Source organism: Bacteroides sp. 3_2_5, from assembly GCF_000159855.2.
Lineage (GTDB): Bacteria > Bacteroidota > Bacteroidia > Bacteroidales > Bacteroidaceae > Bacteroides > Bacteroides fragilis.
The window spans coordinates 2,662,823-2,680,644 of the sequence record NZ_JH636044.1 but is presented as its reverse complement, the minus strand read 5'-3'; the positions used below and the strand labels follow the sequence as shown (position 1 = coordinate 2,680,644).

Annotated in this window: 14 protein-coding genes; 2 read left to right on the top strand and 12 right to left on the bottom strand. The window is 44.6% G+C overall.

Annotated elements, in window-relative coordinates:
• The first annotated feature begins 167 nt into the window (after positions 1–167).
• Positions 168–1,913 (top strand): SGNH/GDSL hydrolase family protein, encoded by a 1,746-nt coding sequence (locus BSHG_RS07175; protein WP_008660147.1) that lies wholly within the window; start codon positions 168–170, stop codon positions 1,911–1,913.
• A 189-nt stretch (positions 1,914–2,102) separates the two neighbouring features.
• Here the strand turns inward: BSHG_RS07175 and BSHG_RS07180 are convergent, their stop codons facing one another.
• The 6 genes from BSHG_RS07180 to BSHG_RS07205 form a co-directional block, all read right to left on the bottom strand.
• A complete protein-coding gene (locus BSHG_RS07180) occupies positions 2,103–2,777 on the bottom strand; it encodes a MarC family protein (RefSeq protein ID WP_005787510.1) in 675 nt (224 codons plus the stop codon).
• A gap of 183 nt (positions 2,778–2,960) precedes the next feature.
• Positions 2,961–4,298: a sensor histidine kinase gene (locus BSHG_RS07185; RefSeq protein ID WP_005817691.1), complete on the bottom strand. Its 1,338-nt coding sequence runs from the start codon at positions 4,296–4,298 to the stop codon at positions 2,961–2,963.
• Positions 4,299–4,315: 17 nt separating this feature from the next.
• Entirely contained in the window at positions 4,316–4,990 is a 675-nt protein-coding gene (locus tag BSHG_RS07190) for a response regulator transcription factor (RefSeq protein WP_008660145.1), read from the bottom strand.
• 34 nt (positions 4,991–5,024) lie between these two features.
• Complete coding sequence (locus BSHG_RS07195; protein WP_008660143.1) at positions 5,025–8,150, bottom strand: efflux RND transporter permease subunit; 3,126 nt, start codon at positions 8,148–8,150, stop codon at positions 5,025–5,027.
• 15 nt (positions 8,151–8,165) lie between these two features.
• A complete protein-coding gene (locus BSHG_RS07200; RefSeq protein ID WP_008660142.1) occupies positions 8,166–9,257 on the bottom strand; it encodes an efflux RND transporter periplasmic adaptor subunit in 1,092 nt (363 codons plus the stop codon).
• 13 nt (positions 9,258–9,270) lie between these two features.
• Positions 9,271–10,533: a TolC family protein gene (locus BSHG_RS07205; protein ID WP_005787500.1), complete on the bottom strand. Its 1,263-nt coding sequence runs from the start codon at positions 10,531–10,533 to the stop codon at positions 9,271–9,273.
• A gap of 232 nt (positions 10,534–10,765) precedes the next feature.
• On the opposite strand from BSHG_RS07205, the gene BSHG_RS07210 reads away from it, so the two are divergent.
• A complete protein-coding gene (locus BSHG_RS07210; protein WP_005787498.1) occupies positions 10,766–11,122 on the top strand; it encodes a thioredoxin family protein in 357 nt (118 codons plus the stop codon).
• 157 nt (positions 11,123–11,279) lie between these two features.
• On the opposite strand, the gene BSHG_RS07215 is transcribed toward BSHG_RS07210, so the two are convergent.
• The 6 genes from BSHG_RS07215 to atpE form a co-directional block, all read right to left on the bottom strand.
• On the bottom strand, positions 11,280–13,814 hold the full coding sequence (locus BSHG_RS07215) for a helix-turn-helix domain-containing protein (RefSeq protein WP_008660137.1): 2,535 nt from the start codon (positions 13,812–13,814) through the stop codon (positions 11,280–11,282).
• 157 nt (positions 13,815–13,971) lie between these two features.
• Positions 13,972–14,844 (bottom strand): F0F1 ATP synthase subunit gamma, encoded by an 873-nt coding sequence (locus tag BSHG_RS07220; protein WP_008660135.1) that lies wholly within the window; start codon positions 14,842–14,844, stop codon positions 13,972–13,974.
• Between the two features lie 21 nt (positions 14,845–14,865).
• On the bottom strand, positions 14,866–16,449 hold the full coding sequence (gene atpA / locus BSHG_RS07225) for a F0F1 ATP synthase subunit alpha (protein WP_005787491.1): 1,584 nt from the start codon (positions 16,447–16,449) through the stop codon (positions 14,866–14,868).
• A gap of 13 nt (positions 16,450–16,462) precedes the next feature.
• On the bottom strand, positions 16,463–17,023 hold the full coding sequence (locus tag BSHG_RS07230; protein ID WP_008768717.1) for a F0F1 ATP synthase subunit delta: 561 nt from the start codon (positions 17,021–17,023) through the stop codon (positions 16,463–16,465).
• Positions 17,024–17,032: 9 nt separating this feature from the next.
• Positions 17,033–17,530 carry a F0F1 ATP synthase subunit B gene (gene atpF, locus BSHG_RS07235; protein ID WP_005787487.1) on the bottom strand — a complete coding sequence of 166 codons (498 nt, stop codon included), beginning with the start codon at positions 17,528–17,530 and terminating at the stop codon, positions 17,033–17,035.
• Positions 17,531–17,545: 15 nt separating this feature from the next.
• Complete coding sequence (gene atpE / locus BSHG_RS07240) at positions 17,546–17,803, bottom strand: ATP synthase F0 subunit C (protein WP_005777530.1); 258 nt, start codon at positions 17,801–17,803, stop codon at positions 17,546–17,548.
• Between the last annotated feature and the right edge of the window lie 19 nt (positions 17,804–17,822).

Here is a 17,822-nt window from a genome sequence, read left to right as displayed (position 1 = left end):
AATCACGTACCAGCTATACATCCCGGCACATACGAGTTGTACAACTCGTACATCACCAGTTGCACAACTCGTCGTGTACCAGTTGTACAACTCGTCTACGATTACATCGGTTGATTGCATATTCAAGATAGAATGATTACATTTATATCCCCTAATACTCAATGATCATGAAAACTACCAGACTCCAACTTTCCCTTTTAGCCCTTTTTCTGGGGTGCGCTTCTCTACAGGCACAATACAAATGGGCAGATCCACTCAAACAAGACTTTCATACAGTACGCGGACAAGCATGGCAGGACGAACTGAAAGATTCTTATGCCCGCCTCCCGCAAAGGGCAGAAGATAAAGTACGCAAGCCTTTATGGGATTTGTCGCGGCAAAGCGCAGGGCTGTCTGTCGCCTTCCGTTCCAACGCATCCGAAATAAAGGTTCGCTACGTAGTAAAAGGCGGACTCTCTATGCCCCATATGCCGGCTACGGGAGTTTCGGGCATCGATCTGTATGCTACAGACAATAACGGGCAAGAACGCTGGTGTGCCGGAAATTATTCCATGGGAGACACCATTGTCTACAATTTCAGGGGACTTTCATACGCGGCTAAATCCGGCAACGGATTTGAATACCAACTATTCCTGCCGCTATACAACAGTGTATCATGGATGGAGATAGGTGTTCCTGCCGACGCTTCTTTCCGTTTTCTTCCGGTTTCACAAGAAAAGCCTCTGGTCATATACGGCACTTCCATTGCGCAAGGAGCCTGTGCTTCGCGTCCTGGCATGGCATGGGGCAATATACTGAACCGGAAGTTGGGACATCCGGTCATCAATCTGGGGTTCTCCGGCAACGGAAAACTGGAAGAAGCACTCTTCGATCTTCTGTCAGAGATCGATGCACGGCTATATATCATTGACTGTATGCCCAATCTGGCAGGAAAAGAAGCATCGGCCGTAGTGTACCAACGCACTTTGGAGGGAGTGAAAAAACTTCGTGAAAAGAGCCGGGCCCCCATCCTGTTGGTAGAACACGACGGATATAGCAATGAATTCAGTTCCGAAAGCGCGGAGGAATCCTATCGTGTGGCCAATGCAGAACTACGCAAGGCATACGAGACGCTGCAAAAAGAGCAGGTTCCTGCTGTCTATTATCTGACCAAGGAAGAAATCGGTATGCCGATGGATGCCATGGTAGACGGTGTTCATTCCACCGACCTGGGTATGCAGCAATATGCGGACAGTTACCGGAAGAAGATAGGTGAGATCTTACACGAAGAGAGTGAAGGGCCTACTTCATGTATCCCCTGCAAGCAGCAAAGAGATCCATACGACTGGTACGGACGCCACGAAGAGATCTTGAAACTAAATAAGCAAAGTGCTCCCGAAGTGGTGATGATCGGCAACTCGATCACGCATTTCTGGGGAGGCGAACCTATTGCACACAATCAGTTTGGAACAGAATCCTGGGATAAACTTTTCAAAGGAAAGCGGGTCCGTAACCTCGGATTTGGCTGGGACAAAACAGAAAATGTACTGTGGCGTATCTACCACGGTGAGCTGGACGGTTTTCAGGCACAGAACATTTTCCTGCTGATAGGCACCAACAATCTCTTGTTCAATACCGACGATGAAGTCATAGAGGGAATCTGCCGGGTCGTAAAAGCGATTCGCGAGCGTCAGCCCCGTACAAAACTCTGCGTGATGGGCATCCTGCCGAGAAAAGAGATGGAAACCCGCATTGCCCAAATAGACGCGGCATTGCAAGAGCGACTGAACGGCAAAGATTGTACTTTCATTAATCTTGCTCCGCAACTGACGCATAAAGACGGAACAATAGACCATTCACTGTTCCGTGACGGGCTTCACCCGAATGCCGAAGGATACAAACGCATCGCAAAAGTGCTGAAAGGCTACTTATAAACAAAGGACTCAATCCTTAATAATTATGCCTCCTCCCCCTTAAAGTGCCACTGCATTTTTCCAGAGTCTGACAATGGTATATATTCGTTTTCATCATGAACCGTATGTTGCTCATACTGATCCGGACAAACGGATAGAAACGGGTAAATATCATTGCCGGCTGCCGCAGCCGCTCTGTAACGGCTGTAATCATAAGATACTCAAATGAAATATCTGAGATATACCTGTCACGGAAATCTGTATGCCGATGCAGAATGTAAAAAAGGCAACGAGCTTGTTAATGATCTGATTCCCTACCGGCCCGAGTTTCTGAATAATTCTTTGCCCTTGGGAAAGAAAGATATAAAGTATGGCTGCCATACAAACTATAACAAGTGCGATCACAAAATAATTGATTCCGGTTTGCAACAATTTACCTTTGACGCTGGCAGAAGCCATCAGAGTAAATATAACGGATATACTGCCCGGACCGATGCTGATGGGAAACGTGATGGGATAAAATATCTTCTGTTCTATATTCTTCCATTTGAGGCTATCCATGTTCCGGCTCGATTCTTCCTGATCCGGGGAGTTAGAATCGCCGAGCAACTCCATGGCCGTTTTACAGATAAGTATCCCACCGCCCAACTGAATGACAGGGATGGCCAGTCCGAACATTAACAAAAACAGGTGGCCTATGACCAAAGTACCCACACCGATTATTATAAAGTTAAGAATCAGTTTCCGGATGGCGGTTTTCCGCTGCTTGGGATCCAGGTCGGTAAAAAAGCCATTCACCACAAAACCGTTTCCCAAAGGATTCACCACGGGAAACAAAGCCATAAAAGAGGAAGAGAATATAATTAGCAGATTACTCAGTGACATAGTTCTTGCATTTTTTAAAATACTCCATTAAGAATACAATACCTATGTAAAAACACAGATGGACTCTTATTGATGCTGCAATTGCAAGAAACATTTTCTTATTGTGATATTTTAACGGACTAACACTAATGGGAAACATACATACGTGTGTATCCGCACTTCCCCGGAAAAGTAAATCGTATATTATGCGAAGACAACTCTCACTTCCGTCCCCTTCCCTTCTTCGGAACGAATGCTGACCTTACCCCTGTAGACAGAAAAGATTTTCATGGAAAGACTTAACCCGATCCCTTGACCGGCGTATTCTCTCGTATTACTTCCCCGGTAGAATGACTGGAAGATAAGTTCCATTTCATCCGCCGGGATGCCGATTCCGGAATCTTTGACAGCTATCCCCCATCGCTCATCTTCCTTGTAAAGCCGGATAAGCACCTCGCCTTGCGAATACTTGCAGGCATTGTCTATCACGTTTTGCAAGGCTATTTTAAACAAGTAAGGGCTGGCACTGACCACAGCGTACCTTGCGGCATCTTCCGGATATTGCAGCCGGATGCGCGGGTTAGCAGCTCCAGCCTCTTCCAACAGGTCTGCCAGACGAATCTCTTCTACGTTATTCTTCCGGATGTCCTCTTCCTGTCTCGACAGAAACAGCAGATGCCTGATCAGATTGGACAGGCGTTTACTTTCCCCGGCTATCCGCCGGAGTGCTTCGATGTACTCATCGGTACTCCGTTCTTTCAGGAGACTTATTTCACATTCACCCTGAATGGCGGTAATAGGATTATTCAGTTCGTGAGAAGCATGGCTGACAAATGATTTTTCTGCTCTAAATGCCGTATCGATACGGTCGAGCATACTGTTTAAGGTTTCTATCAGATGGTCCAGTTCATCTTTATTGCCGGTGGTCTTCAATCTGCGGTTCAGACTGTTGCCGCGGATCTGTTTCAACTGTAACAGGACGTGCTGCAAGGGAATCAATATTCTCGTAGAATAGAGTTGTCCGATGAAAAAGATCAATACCGAGCTGCATAATACCAGAAAGGCGGATAAGAGCAGCAAATGTTCCTGTATCTTGACCCCATAACTGTTATGCGACATGATAATTACGATAAAATTGCCTTCATTATCGGGATAGTATAGTGCGGCTCCCAGCATATCCTGATATACGAAAGAGACCGATGACATCTCTTTTGACTCAAGAAGCTGCTTCTGCTGGCTGGCGGAAAGATATTTATTCAGCGTATCACGCACCACGGCATCACTATCCATATCCAACAAAATCTCTTTGGCCTCCGGCAGCAGCTCATCATACTTCCGTTGAATGGTCTGATAGCTTTGCTCATCCACTTCATCTCGCTCCCAGTGTTTCTGAGCGGTCAGAAAAGCTTTTTCCCGAAGGTATGACCTGTACAACCCATCGATATACCTTGAACTGAACAGGTAGAACACTCCGATAACCGCCATGGTGGTCAGTACCGTTACCAACGTATAAAAGAGTGCGATTTTACGTCCTATTTTCATAGCCTGACTTGTTAAAGTTAAGCATACATGATATATCCCGAACCTACCACCGTATGAATCAATTTCTTGTCATGCTCCTTATCTATTTTACCACGAAGATAGTTCACATAAACATCTACCACATTGGTATTCGTATCGAAATTCTTATCCCATACATCTTTCAATAATGTCAGGCGCGAAAGCACCATGCCTTGATGGGTCATGAAATACTCCAGCAAGCGGTACTCCTTAACAGTGAGTTCTATCTCCACCTCCTTGCGTCTGGCACGGCGGGTGTTGCAGTTAAGCACCAGATCATCACATACCAGCTGCTGGACAGAGTCTTCCCGCCCTCTGCGCAGGATGGCCTTGATGCGCGCCTCCAGTTCCTGAAAGCTGAATGGTTTCACCAAATAGTCATCCGCCCCCGAATCGAGCCCTTTCACGATATCCTCCGTGGTGCCCAATGCAGTCAACATTATAACCGGGGTGAGATAACCGTATTGCTGACGATAAAGCCGGCATAGCTCCAGACCGTTCATCTTAGGCATGATAATATCCAGGATCAACAGGTCGAATGCTTCTTGCCGGATGAGTTCCCATCCGGCATCACCGTCATTAGCCACCGACACAGAATGTCCAAACTCCTTCAAACCCCGTTCTATAAACGAAGCTATATTCACTTCATCTTCTACCAATAATATCTTAGCCATCCTTCTTTAGTTTTTAAAGTGGCAAATATACTGTTTACACTCGTCTTTGCCGCAATTTACCCTCTTTATCATACAACGTTTTACCATAAATAACTTCTACAATCAACGGAAAAATGAATAGAGTAAAGAAAGTATCGCACAATACGCCCCCGATAATGACAATGGCAAGCGGGCGTTGCGACTCAGAACCGATGCCATGACTCAAGGCGGCCGGCATTAATCCGATGGCAGCCATAGCAGCCGTCATCACGACCGGACGAACACGCGAACGGACGGTATTCTTTACAGCTTCCGATAAAGGTATGTGTGAACGTACGTTCGATTTAATGCCCGAGATCATAATCACTCCATTCTGGATGCAGATACCGAACAGGGCAATGAAACCGATCCCCGCAGAAATCGAAAAGTTGAAATGGGTAATCAACAAAGCAATAATTCCCCCAGCAGCTGCAAACGGCACATTCAGTAGCACCAGGCCTGCATCTCTCGCATTCGAAAAAAGGATGAAGAGAATGACGAAAATAATGGCAATGCTGACAGGAACCACCTGGGCAAGCCGCTTACTGGCACGTTGCTGATTTTCAAAATCTCCGGTCCATTTCAGCGTATATCCGTCCGGCAGATGTACCGAAGCCGCCACTTTCTTTTGTGCTTCGGCGACAGCAGACCCCATAGCACGTCCGCGTACGGAGAACTTAACGGCACAAAAACGGGCATGACTGTCACGGAATATAAGTAGAGGTCCCGTAATAGTCCGGATATCCGCCAGCTCTTTGATCGGTATCATCGTACCATCCATCGCGGGTACCAGAATCTTACCTATTTGCTCTTCGTTCCGGCGAAACTCTTCATTGTAACGCACCATGATATTGAATTTACGCTCGTCTTCATAAAGCAGGGAGGCCGATTTACCTCCTATAGCCATCTCGATAATAGACTGCACGTTCTCTTTAGACACACCGTAACGCGCCAGTTGCTTTTCATTCAACTCGATGCGAAGTTCCGGCTGGCCAATGTTGCGGATCACTCCCAAATCCTCGATACCTTGTACGGTTCCCAATACTTTGTCGATCTGCACAGCCAGTTTCTCCGCTTCATATAAGTCTTTGCCGAAAACTTTAACGGCAATAGATCCTTTTACACCCGAAGCCGCTTCCTCTACATTGTCAGTGATCGGCTGCGAGAAATTAAAATCGGTGCCGGGATAAAGAGCAAGGGCAGATTGCATTTTCTCAATCAGTTGTCCTTTGCTAAGTCCGCTTTCCCACTCCTTCTCCGGGAAAATATCGACATGAAACTCCACATTATAAAAACCGGTGGCATCGGTTCCGTCATTCGGACGCCCGGTTTGCGAAAGCACCTGTCTTACCTCGGGAAATGCCAGTAATTCTCTGCGCATTCTATTGGCAAGGGATACTGACTCATCCAAAGAAATGCTCTGCGGAAGGGTAGCGCGAATATAAATAGCCCCTTCATTCAACTGCGGCAAAAATTCCATTCCCAGAAACGAATAGAGAAACAGACCGACTCCTCCTGCCAAAGAAGCCAATCCGATAGACAATTTACGATGGGCATGAAAGATCGCAAACAAAGCCGCACTCTTCTCTCTGATAAAGTGCACCAGAAAATTACTTCTCTCACGCACATTCTTCTTCAAAAGAATAGACGACATGACCGGAACCAGCGTCAATGTGAAAATCAATGCTCCCAGTAAAGCAAATCCCAGAGTATAGGCCAAAGGAGAAAACATTTTTCCTTCTACTTTTTGAAACGAAAAGATGGGAATCAGCGCTGTAATGATAATCAGCTTAGAAAAAAAGACAGCTTTGGCCTTTTCTTTGGCTGTACTTCGGATCAGGCCCATTTTTGACATCCTGTTGAATACGGGCATTCCCACCTCTTTCGCTTTTCGGTCGAGGGCAACGAATATTCCCTCCACCATCACTACCGCTCCGTCTATAATGATCCCAAAATCAATAGCTCCCATTGAAAGCAGGTTGGCAGACATCCCCATTATGTGCAAGCAGATAAAAGCAAATAACAGGGCTAACGGTATAATGACCGCAACTACTGCCGTCGTCCGCCAGTCTGCCATAAAAATAAATACAATGAAAGTTACCAGCAATATGCCCTCTACCAAATTGTGTGTCACCGTATGAACTGCAAGATCCACCAGATCTTCCCGGTCATAGAAAGGTACGATCTCCACATCCGACGGCAGGATATTCTCATTCAGTTCGTCTATTTTCGCTTTCAACCCGGATATGACTTCTCCCGGATTCTCTCCTTTGCGCATCACCACAATGCCTTCCACTACATCATCTTCATCCATACGCCCCACCTGGCCCAAACGGGGTAAACATGATTCGCGTACATCGGCCAGATTTTTCACCAGTATGGGAGTCCCATTAATGTTTTTTACTACAATGTTCCGCAGTTCTTCCAAGTCATTAATCAATCCGATACCTCTCACAACATAGGCCTGCGAACTTTTGGTAATCACATCTCCCCCGACATTGATATTGCTTTTCGCTATGGCATCATAAAGTTCAAGCGAAGTGATGCCATAATTGATTAACTGATTCGGATTGACACTGACTTCAAAAGTCTTCACTTCCCCGCCGAAACTGACAATATCCGCCACTCCCGATACGGCACGCAAGTTACGGTCGATCACCCAATCCTGAATCGTTTTCAGTTCGCGTACACTCCGTTTGTCACTTCGCAAAGTATAACGGTAAATCTCACCCGTAGGTCCGTAAAGAGGTTGTACTTCCGGAGTCACCCCATCCGGAAGATCTGCGTCATTCAATAAATTGTATACCTGCTGACGGGCAACAAAATCATCCACATGATCTTCAAACAACACATTGATGACCGACAGTCCGAATAGGGTTGTCGAACGGATGTCCGTCTTCTTCTGTACCGAGTTCATGGCTATCTCCACCGGAATCGTAATGAACTTCTCCACCTCTTCCGCACTGCGTCCCGCCCATTGGGTAATGATGGTCACTTTCGTATTCGTCACATCGGGAAATGCATCTATCGGTGTATGCTTGAACGAAACCACACCGGCAATGACGGCAATCGCCGTACAAAAAAAGATGAAGAACTTATTTTTCAACGAAAATGCCACAATATTGTCTATAAACTTATGCATAGTATTCTTCCGTTTTTAGTCTGCATTTAAACTATTGTAGACCAATAATACATTCTGATTCAGCACTCTGTCACCCTCAGAAAGCCCGGAACGGACATAGCATTCCTGATTTTGCCGTTTGTATACATCGACTTCTTTCACTTTCAGGCGGTTGTCGGGGGTGACGGTTACGACGTAATTCTTACCTCCTTCAAATATCAAGGCATGTGCATTGATCCGAGGCATCTGTTTCCCGGAAGATTTGCACTCAACATTGACCGTGGTGAACATACCCGGCTTCAACAGATAGTCTTCGTTACACAGCTTTACCCGTACGTTCATTGTCTTACTTTCAGTATTCAACATGTGGTATATTTTATCTATATTTCCGGAGAACACCTTACCCGGATATGCCAGCGTAGTGATATGTACCGATGCTCCTTCTGCTACTTTACTGATGTCGCTTTCATAAACATCTGCCATCACCCATACATGCTCCAGACCGGAGACAGTAAATATCTCCTCACCCTGATCGGGACGAAGCTGCATATTTCTACTCACACTCTTTTCCACAATAAAACCGCTAACGGGAGATTTGACTTCATAGAATGACCGGCCGCTGAAGTTATTTATGGAAAAAATTTCTTTGATGCGATCCTCTTCCGCTTCTGCATTGATCAATTCCTGACGTGCCTGCAATACATCTTTATCGGATGCCAACCCGGAATCGAACATATCCCGGGTAGCATTTACATTTCTGCGGGCAATAATCACCTGTTGCTCCGCCTCTTTCATCTGTCTTTCGTAATCGGCCACTTCACCGCTACGCAATATGGCAAGTATGTCTCCTTTTCGCACATAATCCCCAACTTCAGCGCGAAGTTCCGTCACTGTTCCGCCAAACATCGGATAGACGTGTGCCACCTGTTCCTGATTAAAAGTAACACGTCCGTTCAAAGTCAATTCATCTGCCACATCATGCAGATGCACCGTATCGACGGAAACTATTTTCAGTAAACTGTCTGTCAGACACAGATCTTGATTTTCTCCGGGGTGCTTTACTTCTGATGAGCAACCACTCCCCATACCCAAAATCAATAGGCATGGAAGGTATTTTGTCCAATTCATAAATTATATGGATTTAGTAGTTAAAAATAGGTTGTCCGGCCACCGCATTCAGGTTCTCTATACCGAGCAGTACGTTTTTCTTGATTTCGTAAAGCCGGATGCAAGTCTCTTTGTAGCTATCATAAAAGTCGATGAATTCTAAAAGACTGATGTTACGTTTGATAAAGTTCTCGTTGGCTCCGGCTATCAGTTTCTCAAAATTCTGTTCCAGTCCCATATCAGTCGACTGATACAACTGACATGCTTTCTCTAAAGCAGTATAAGCTGCGTATAGTTCGGCCTCGGCTTTATTTCGGGAATACTCTTGCTCCCGATCCGCCTTCAGAAGATTGAAACGGGCCATTTTAATATTCCCCTGGTTACGGTTAAAGATAGGTACCGACATACTGAATCCGATTGCAAAGTAGTTATTAATAAAATTACCTTGGCGATCATAACTACCTTTTACTGCGAATTCCGGAAAAGCCAACGCCTTCTGCAATTTCAGATCGGCTTGCGAAGCAGTGACACAGCTGCGTGCCAACTTCTGGTCAGGTCTCCCGTGTACCCTCTCTTGTAAATCGGCATAAGACAACCGGTCCATGTTTAATTGTCGAAGATCTCCTTCATCTATTACAGGCTCTGTCCGAAAGTCGGCAGGCAGATTCAGTAACAGATTCAATTCTCCTCTCCGGGACAAATAGTTGCTTTCGCATTCGTTCTTGTCTTTCTTCAGAGAAAGCAGCATAGACTCGAGTCTCGCCATTTCCATTAAAGAGATATTTCCCTTTGCATGCTGCTCTTTTATACCTGTCAGCAAATGCTCCAGCGAATTGATTTCTTTATCATAAACAGACAATGACTTTGAGAGATAGAAAACTTCTGTAAATGCCTCGCCAAGTTCCTGGCGTAAAGTCCTCATCACTTCTTCGAACTGATAACCGGCAATTTCCTTGTTTATCTTTTCCAGCCGTATCTGCTTATTCCGTTGTCCGGCAAGGCGTATCACCTGCTCTATTTCGACTACCGACTCACCTTTTTTGCCGAAGTCAAAGTACTTTCCATTCAATCGGTTATACACATTTTGTTCGAATGAAATTACCGGATTATCGAACAGTCCGGCCTGAAGCAACCTGGCTTGTGCGATGTCTACATTGTAGCGCTCGGCCAATAGGGATAAATTACATTTCAGGAAACGTTGCTCTGCCTCCTTCAGAGTCAAGCCGACGGACGGCTGTTGGGCTTCGGCAAATCCGAAAAAGCCAAGAAAAAAGAGAATAAAAAACTTTCTGATCATAGTCCTTGTTATTTTGGAAGCAAAAGTACAACTCCCCCATGAAGCAAACCGTTTGAAAGCAATTATAAGATACTCAGATAAGATTAGAAAGTTATTAGAAAGCAGAAAAAACGGGACAAGGAAGAATTGCTAATATAATAGGAGAAATAGCTATCTGACAATAAGATCTATCTTCCTATCTTTGCAACATCAAAGAAAGAAATAAATGAGTAATCACTAAAAAAGTAAAAATATGAAAGTCATTGATTTAACAAAAGAAAGCTTCGTAGAGAAAGTGGCCGAATTCCAAGAATACCCGAATAAATGGGATTTTAAAGGTGATAAACCTTGCCTGGTGGATTTTCATGCTCCCTGGTGTGTATATTGCAAAGCCCTGTCACCTATACTCGACCAACTGGCTGTAGAATATGATGGGAAAATAGATATTTATAAAGTGGATGTAGATCAGGAACCGGAACTGGAGGCTGCTTTTGCCATTCGTACAATCCCTAACCTGTTGCTTTGTCCGATGGGAGGAAAACCAAGTATGAAATTAGGAACTATGAATAAAACCCAGTTAAAAGCATTGATAGAAGAAGTTTTGTTATAATTTACCGGATCAATCATTTAATGAAGGGGTATCGAAACCCGTATTCACCACAGATTACACGGATTCACACAGATAAATAGAATAGATTAAGCTTACTCTGTGTGACTCTGTGTACCCCTGTGGTGAGTTATGAAACACTCTCTTGAAATTAATATGACTATTTTATTCCGGCAGCAAGTACCAACCTTATATCTGCATATGAGACATCATCCCCCAAAGCTGCTTTAATAACCGTCAGTCCTTTATCACTTCCATGGGCCTGTACGTAACGGATGATTTTCGTGATTTTCTCTCTTGCCACCAACTGCTCTATTTTAACTTCACCAGAGCGTACATAGTGTTCCAGATGTCCCGCTATGGTTCCGGAAACCAGCTCGCGTTCCTTGGCTATTTCTTCAATACTCTTCCCCTGCCTGAAAAGACGATATGTTACCTCTTTGGTATCAGGCTTCGGTTCTTTCACCGATTTAGCCTCTTTTAAAGGTTTGGGCTCTTTCGACGTTTTAATCCCATTATTGACAGTCAACGTCGCTGTTGGCATTTGCGGACGTTCTATGCCATGCTCCTCTACGTATCGGTTCACCATTTCAAGCAAGGCATCACCGTATTTTTCGGCACCGCGTTTTCCGAAATACGGAATACGTATCAGTGAAGCCGCATCATTCGGCAAGAGATTTACAATACCCAGAATTGCTTTCTGCTGTATGATGGTATATACAGGCAAACCAGCTTTTGCAGCTTCAGAATTTCTCCAGGCAATCAATTGCTTATATAATTCCGGATGAAGAATATCAGTCGGTACTTCTATTTTCTCGGCTGTCCGGGATTTACGCTCCGATCTTCCGGAAGAAGACGCAGCTTCTCCTCCCGAAACAGATAACGTAAGAACAGCCTTCTGTTTTAGAAATGCGGAAACAGAAAAACCTTCTTTCTCAGTATAGCACAAGGTCCCCAGCTTTACGTGCAATGCTGTCTTCATTGCATCTGCCGCTTCGGAGAATTTCTTTTTCAGTTCTTTATTATCCGTTTCTACTTTTGTAGAAGTAATCAGCGGAGTTAATAAATCTTCCAGATGTTGACGGAAATAGTGGGCACCGGCCATAACCCGTTCATTCAATTTCGGGTTGGCGGTATAATCTTCAGCCCCCATCAATAGGGCAGAATATTGCAGTTTAAATGTATCGGCGACTTTCATTATCTGCGTTTTATACAGATCGGCAGTTGTCTTATATCGTTCCAACAACTTTGGATAGAGACGATATAAATGCTCGTCAAGCAAGCGAAGCAAACGTAAAAAATGCTGTTCAATCGGATGAAAATCAAACTGTTCGCACAACAATTCATAGAAGTAATGTTGACGCAATAGAGCCAATTTATGCTTGTCGGGAGTCATCTCTCCGGCATTACGGGTAAATTCATCAATCGTATCGTCACTGATAATGGACTCTCGCCTTAAAGGAGAACTAAGCACCAATCCCTGAAGCGACTTACAACGACTCAGAGCGACATAAACCTGTCCATGGGCAAAAGAGGCATTTGCATCAATGATTGCACGTTCGAAAGTTAACCCCTGGCTTTTATGGATGGTTATTGCCCATGCCAGACGAATGGGATATTGCCGGAAAGTACCTTCCACCTCTTCGGTAATCTCTTTCGTCTGCGGATTCAGGCTGTATTTACTATTTGTCCATTCTTCGGTTTCAAGCAGAAAGTCCTGTGATTCTCCGTTCCCTTTCACCCGGATGCCATCTTTACTGACAGCCGTAACCAAACCGATCATTCCATTATAATATCGATGTTCACCGGAAGAATCGTTTTTAATAAACATTATCTGAGCCCCTTCCTTAACGGTAAGCATTTCATCAGCCGGGTATGCCGATTCCGGAAAAGTGCCTTCCACCTTCGCCTGGAAACTGAAAGCTCTTCCTGAAAGAGAAAGCAGTTGTCGGTCGTTATATTGCTGAGCCTGATAGTTATGTGTAGTCAGTCGGATATATCCTTCTTCCTCTCTCGGACGGAATCCCGGAAGATAACGTTTGTTCAATTCTTCCAGAACAGCGTCGTCTGCCTCTTTCTCTCTGATTTTATTCAATAATCCGACAAATTCCGTATCACTTTGCCGATAGACTTTCTTTAACTCTATCGTGATATATTCCGTCTCTTTCAGTGAATGACTGCCAAAGAAAAATGCTGTATCATAGTAAGAGCTCAACAGGCTCCAGTCCTCTTCTTTCACCACGGGAGCCAATTGCTGCAAGTCGCCTATCATCAGGAGCTGAACACCGCCGAAAGGTTTCGAGCGATCACGATACCGACGCAGTACAGCATCAATTGCATCCAGTTGATCGGCACGTACCATACTGATTTCATCGATCACCAACAAGTCTATACTACGGATAATATTGATTTTTTCTTTTCCGAATTTATGAAAACCTTGCTGAGCAGAATTAAATGTGCTTTCCGGAATGTAAGGTGCGAAGTTCAACTGAAAAAAGGAGTGTATAGTGACACCTCCGGCATTAATGGCAGCAATCCCCGTAGGTGCAACCACTACCATACGCTTTGGGGTAAGTTCTTTTAACCGACGGAGAAAAGTTGTTTTTCCGGTTCCGGCCTTTCCTGTCAGAAAAAGATGCGTACCGGTATTTTCAATGACTTGCCAGGCTAATTCTATTTCGTGGTTCTCTTCCATGCAATAATACTTTGCGACAAAGTTAAAGCAAAAGAAAGAAGAAAGCAATATAATAATAAGTTATTTCACGGTAGAAACCACAAAGGTCACGGAATGAAGGTTATCAACTTTTCATTAATAACCATTCCGTGACCTTTGTATACTTTGGTGTGGAAATCTATGCCATACTGCCACCTACAATATCGAGCAATTCATTTGTAATGGCCTGCTGGCGGGTTTTATTATACTGCTTTGTCAACTCCTGAATCAGTTCGTTGGCATTGTCCGTCGCTATCTGCATAGCCAAAGTACGTGCAGCATGTTCGGATGCATTAGAATCGAGAGCAGCTGTAAATATCTTCTGACTCAACACCTGCGGAATCAAGTCTGCTATCAATTGAGCTGCAGAAGGTTCTATGATATAGTCATTCACTACTCCACCTCTCTCTTCGTCATTTTGAACGGCAGACAAGTCAATCGGTAAATATCTTTCGCGCAACAGTTCTTGTACCCCCATTGACTTGAAATGGTGATAAATCAACTCCACACGGTCGATATTTTTTTCCAGAAAAAGTTCCATCAACAATTTGGCCAATGCAGCGGCTTCATCATACGACGGTTTATCTGCCAACTTCTGATAACTGCCTTGAGGAAAGAATCCTAACTTCTTGACAGCTTCCTCTATTTTTTTGCCCACCGGATAGATCAGGATATTATCTTGTCCCAACTCGCGATATTCTCCCACCGTCTGCAAAAACATTTTCAGTACATTCGCATTGAAAGCACCGCATAAAGAACTGTTGGAAGAAAAAGCCACAATAGCGACCCGCTTGACGGGACGTTCCACACAGAACAGAGACTCTACCGGAAGATCAGCACTCAGAAAGTTAGTCAGAATCTTATTCAACTTCCTCTGATAAGGCAGCATATTCTCAATGGCTCCCTGCGCCTTGTGTAACTTGGCAGAAGCCACCATCTTCATTGCTGAAGTGATTTTTCGGGTACTTTGTACCGAATTTATTCTGGTTTTTACTTCTTTTAGTGAAGCCATAATCTTCTAAATGATTTATAATTAACTATACTGTTTGGCAACCATTGCCGCCGTTTCTTCAATGGCCTTCGTTACCTCGTCATTGATCACTCCGGTTTTCAATACATCCAGCACATCTGCCTGATGATCGAGAGCGAGTGTATTGAGGAACGCTGCTTCAAAATCTTCTACCTTATCCAACGGAACATTTCGCAATAATCCGTGGATACCGCAATAGAGAATGGCAATCTGCTTCTCTACCGGCATTGGAGAGTATTGGGGCTGAACCAGCAAACGGGCGTTTTTCTGCCCCTTGTCAATGGTCAGTGCGGTAACCGGATCCATATCTCCACTAAATTTGGAGAATGCTTCCAATTCGCGATATTGTGCCTGATCGATTTTCAATGTACCGGCCACTTTCTTCATAGCCTTAATCTGCGCATTACCTCCCACACGGGAAACCGATATACCTACATTAATAGCCGGACGATTACCTTGATTGAATAAATCCGTATCAAGGAATATCTGACCGTCTGTAATAGAGATCACATTAGTCGGAATATAGGCAGAAACGTCTCCGGCCTGAGTTTCAATAATAGGCAATGCTGTCAGCGAACCTCCACCTTTCACTTTACCTTTCAGGCTTTCGGGCAAATCGTTCATCTCACGGGCCACTTCTTCCTGATTAATAATCTTGGCTGCACGCTCCAGCAAACGGGAGTGTAAATAGAAAATATCGCCCGGATAGGCTTCACGTCCCGAGGGGCGACGGAGAATCAAAGACACTTCACGGTAAGATACTGCTTGTTTCGACAAATCATCATAAACAACCAGTGCATGTCGGCCGGTATCACGAAAATACTCACCGATGGCAGCCCCCGCAAACGGAGCAAAATATTGCAATGCAGCCGGGTCTCCAGCTGTAGCCGCCACCACAATAGTATAATCCATCGCACCATATTGGCGTAAGGTGTTTACGATAGAAGCTACCGTGGAACCTTTTTGTCCGATAGCTACATAAATGCAATATACAGGATCACCAGCTTCATAATTACTTCGCTGATTGATGATCGTATCAATGGCTATCGATGTCTTACCCGTCTGTCGGTCACCGATTATCAGCTCACGCTGTCCACGGCCGATAGGGATCATTGCATCAACAGCCTTCAGACCCGTTTGCAAAGGTTGATTCACCGGCTGACGATAGATGACCCCGGGAGCTTTACGCTCCAGCGGCATTTCATAAAGTTCACCTCCTATCAGCCCTTTTCCGTCCAATGGTTCACCCAACGGGTCGATAACGCGTCCCAACATACTTTCTCCCACACGGATAGAAGCAATTCGCTTGGTACGTTTCACCGTAAATCCCTCCTTGATTTTATCCGTCGGTCCCAGCAACACGGCACCTACATTATCTTCTTCCAAGTTCATCACAATGGCCTTGATACCATTGTCAAATTCAAGTAGTTCGTTGGCCTCGGCATTGCGTAGACCATAAATACGCACTACACCATCGCTTACCTGTAGCACCGTACCTATTTCGTCAAGCTGCACTTTGGTCTCGATCCCTTCAAGCTGCTGCCGCAGAATGTCGGATACTTCGCTTACTCTTATATTTTCAGACATAATTTTTCACTAATTATACAATTCTTCGATTCTTATCAATGAATTGTTGTTTGACTTTCTTCAACTGTGTAGCGATACTGGCATCCAGTCGGTAATCGTTAATATCGAAAACGAAGCCGCCTTCTATAGAAGGGTCAACCACTGTTTCCAACTCCATATATGCATGCAAAATATGTGCAGCAGTTTGTCGGATACGCTCTTCTGTAGCTTTGTCTACCGGAACAGCAGTGATCAGTTTCCCTACACCGATGTGTTTCTTCTTCCGGTAAAGATCCAGATACATCAGACTCATAAATTGCAGATAGGTCTCCCTTCTCTCCTTGAGTACCAACCGAATGAAACGAATAAATTCTTCACTCGGTTTATGGTCCCCATCGGCTGCCGTACAGATCAGATTAAACTTTTCGTTAACAGAAACAATAGGATTGTCAAGCACGGCACAAAATCCCTTCACAGTACGGAAACTGTGCGCCAGTGTGACAAGCTCATGATAAAGCCTCTCCTCCGCTCCTCTCTCTTCAGCATAAGCCATCAGAGCTTTCGCATACCGCATTGAAATTATTCCGACTTCCATCTTCTTCTGTTAGTTCTTCGTTAATACTTCATCAAGCATACGGTCAATCATTCCCATCTGCTCTTGTTTATCATCCAGATTTTTGCGAATGACCTTCTCGGCTATATCCACAGAAAGCAGAGCTACCTGCCGACGGATATCACGTATGGCTTCGTCTTTTTCAATCTGAATCTGTCGTTTCACTTCATCCAGTTCCTTCTGAGCAGCTATTTCAGCTTGTTTGCGGGCCTCGTAAATAATCTTTTCACGTTCCTGCATAGCCTCTTTCATGATACGTCCCTGTTCCTTGTTAGCGGCAGCCACAATAGCTTCGCCCTCCTCTTTCAGTCGTGACAACTGGGCGTTTGCTTCTCTGGCTACCTCCAATGATTCGTCAATGTAGGTTTTACGGCCTTCCACCATCTTAATAATGACGGGGAAGCCGTATTTTGCCAATACTGCGAATACAATTCCAAAAGAAAGGAGCATCCAGAATATCAGGCCACTATCGGGTAGTAACAATGACATAATCTTCTTTGTTTATTATAAGAAAAGTACCAATAGACAAACAACTAATGCCAACAACGCTACACCTTCAACCAAGGCAGCGGCAATAATCATATTCATACGGATATCTCCCGATGCCTCCGGTTGACGTGCAATACCTTCCATGGCCGAGCCACCGATCTTACCAATACCGATACCTGCTCCGATAACAGCTAAACCAGCTCCGAGAGCTGCTCCCAATTTACTTAATCCTACTCCTGCAGCAGCAGCTTGCAATAATACTGATAGTAACATAATTTTCAGTTTTAAAATG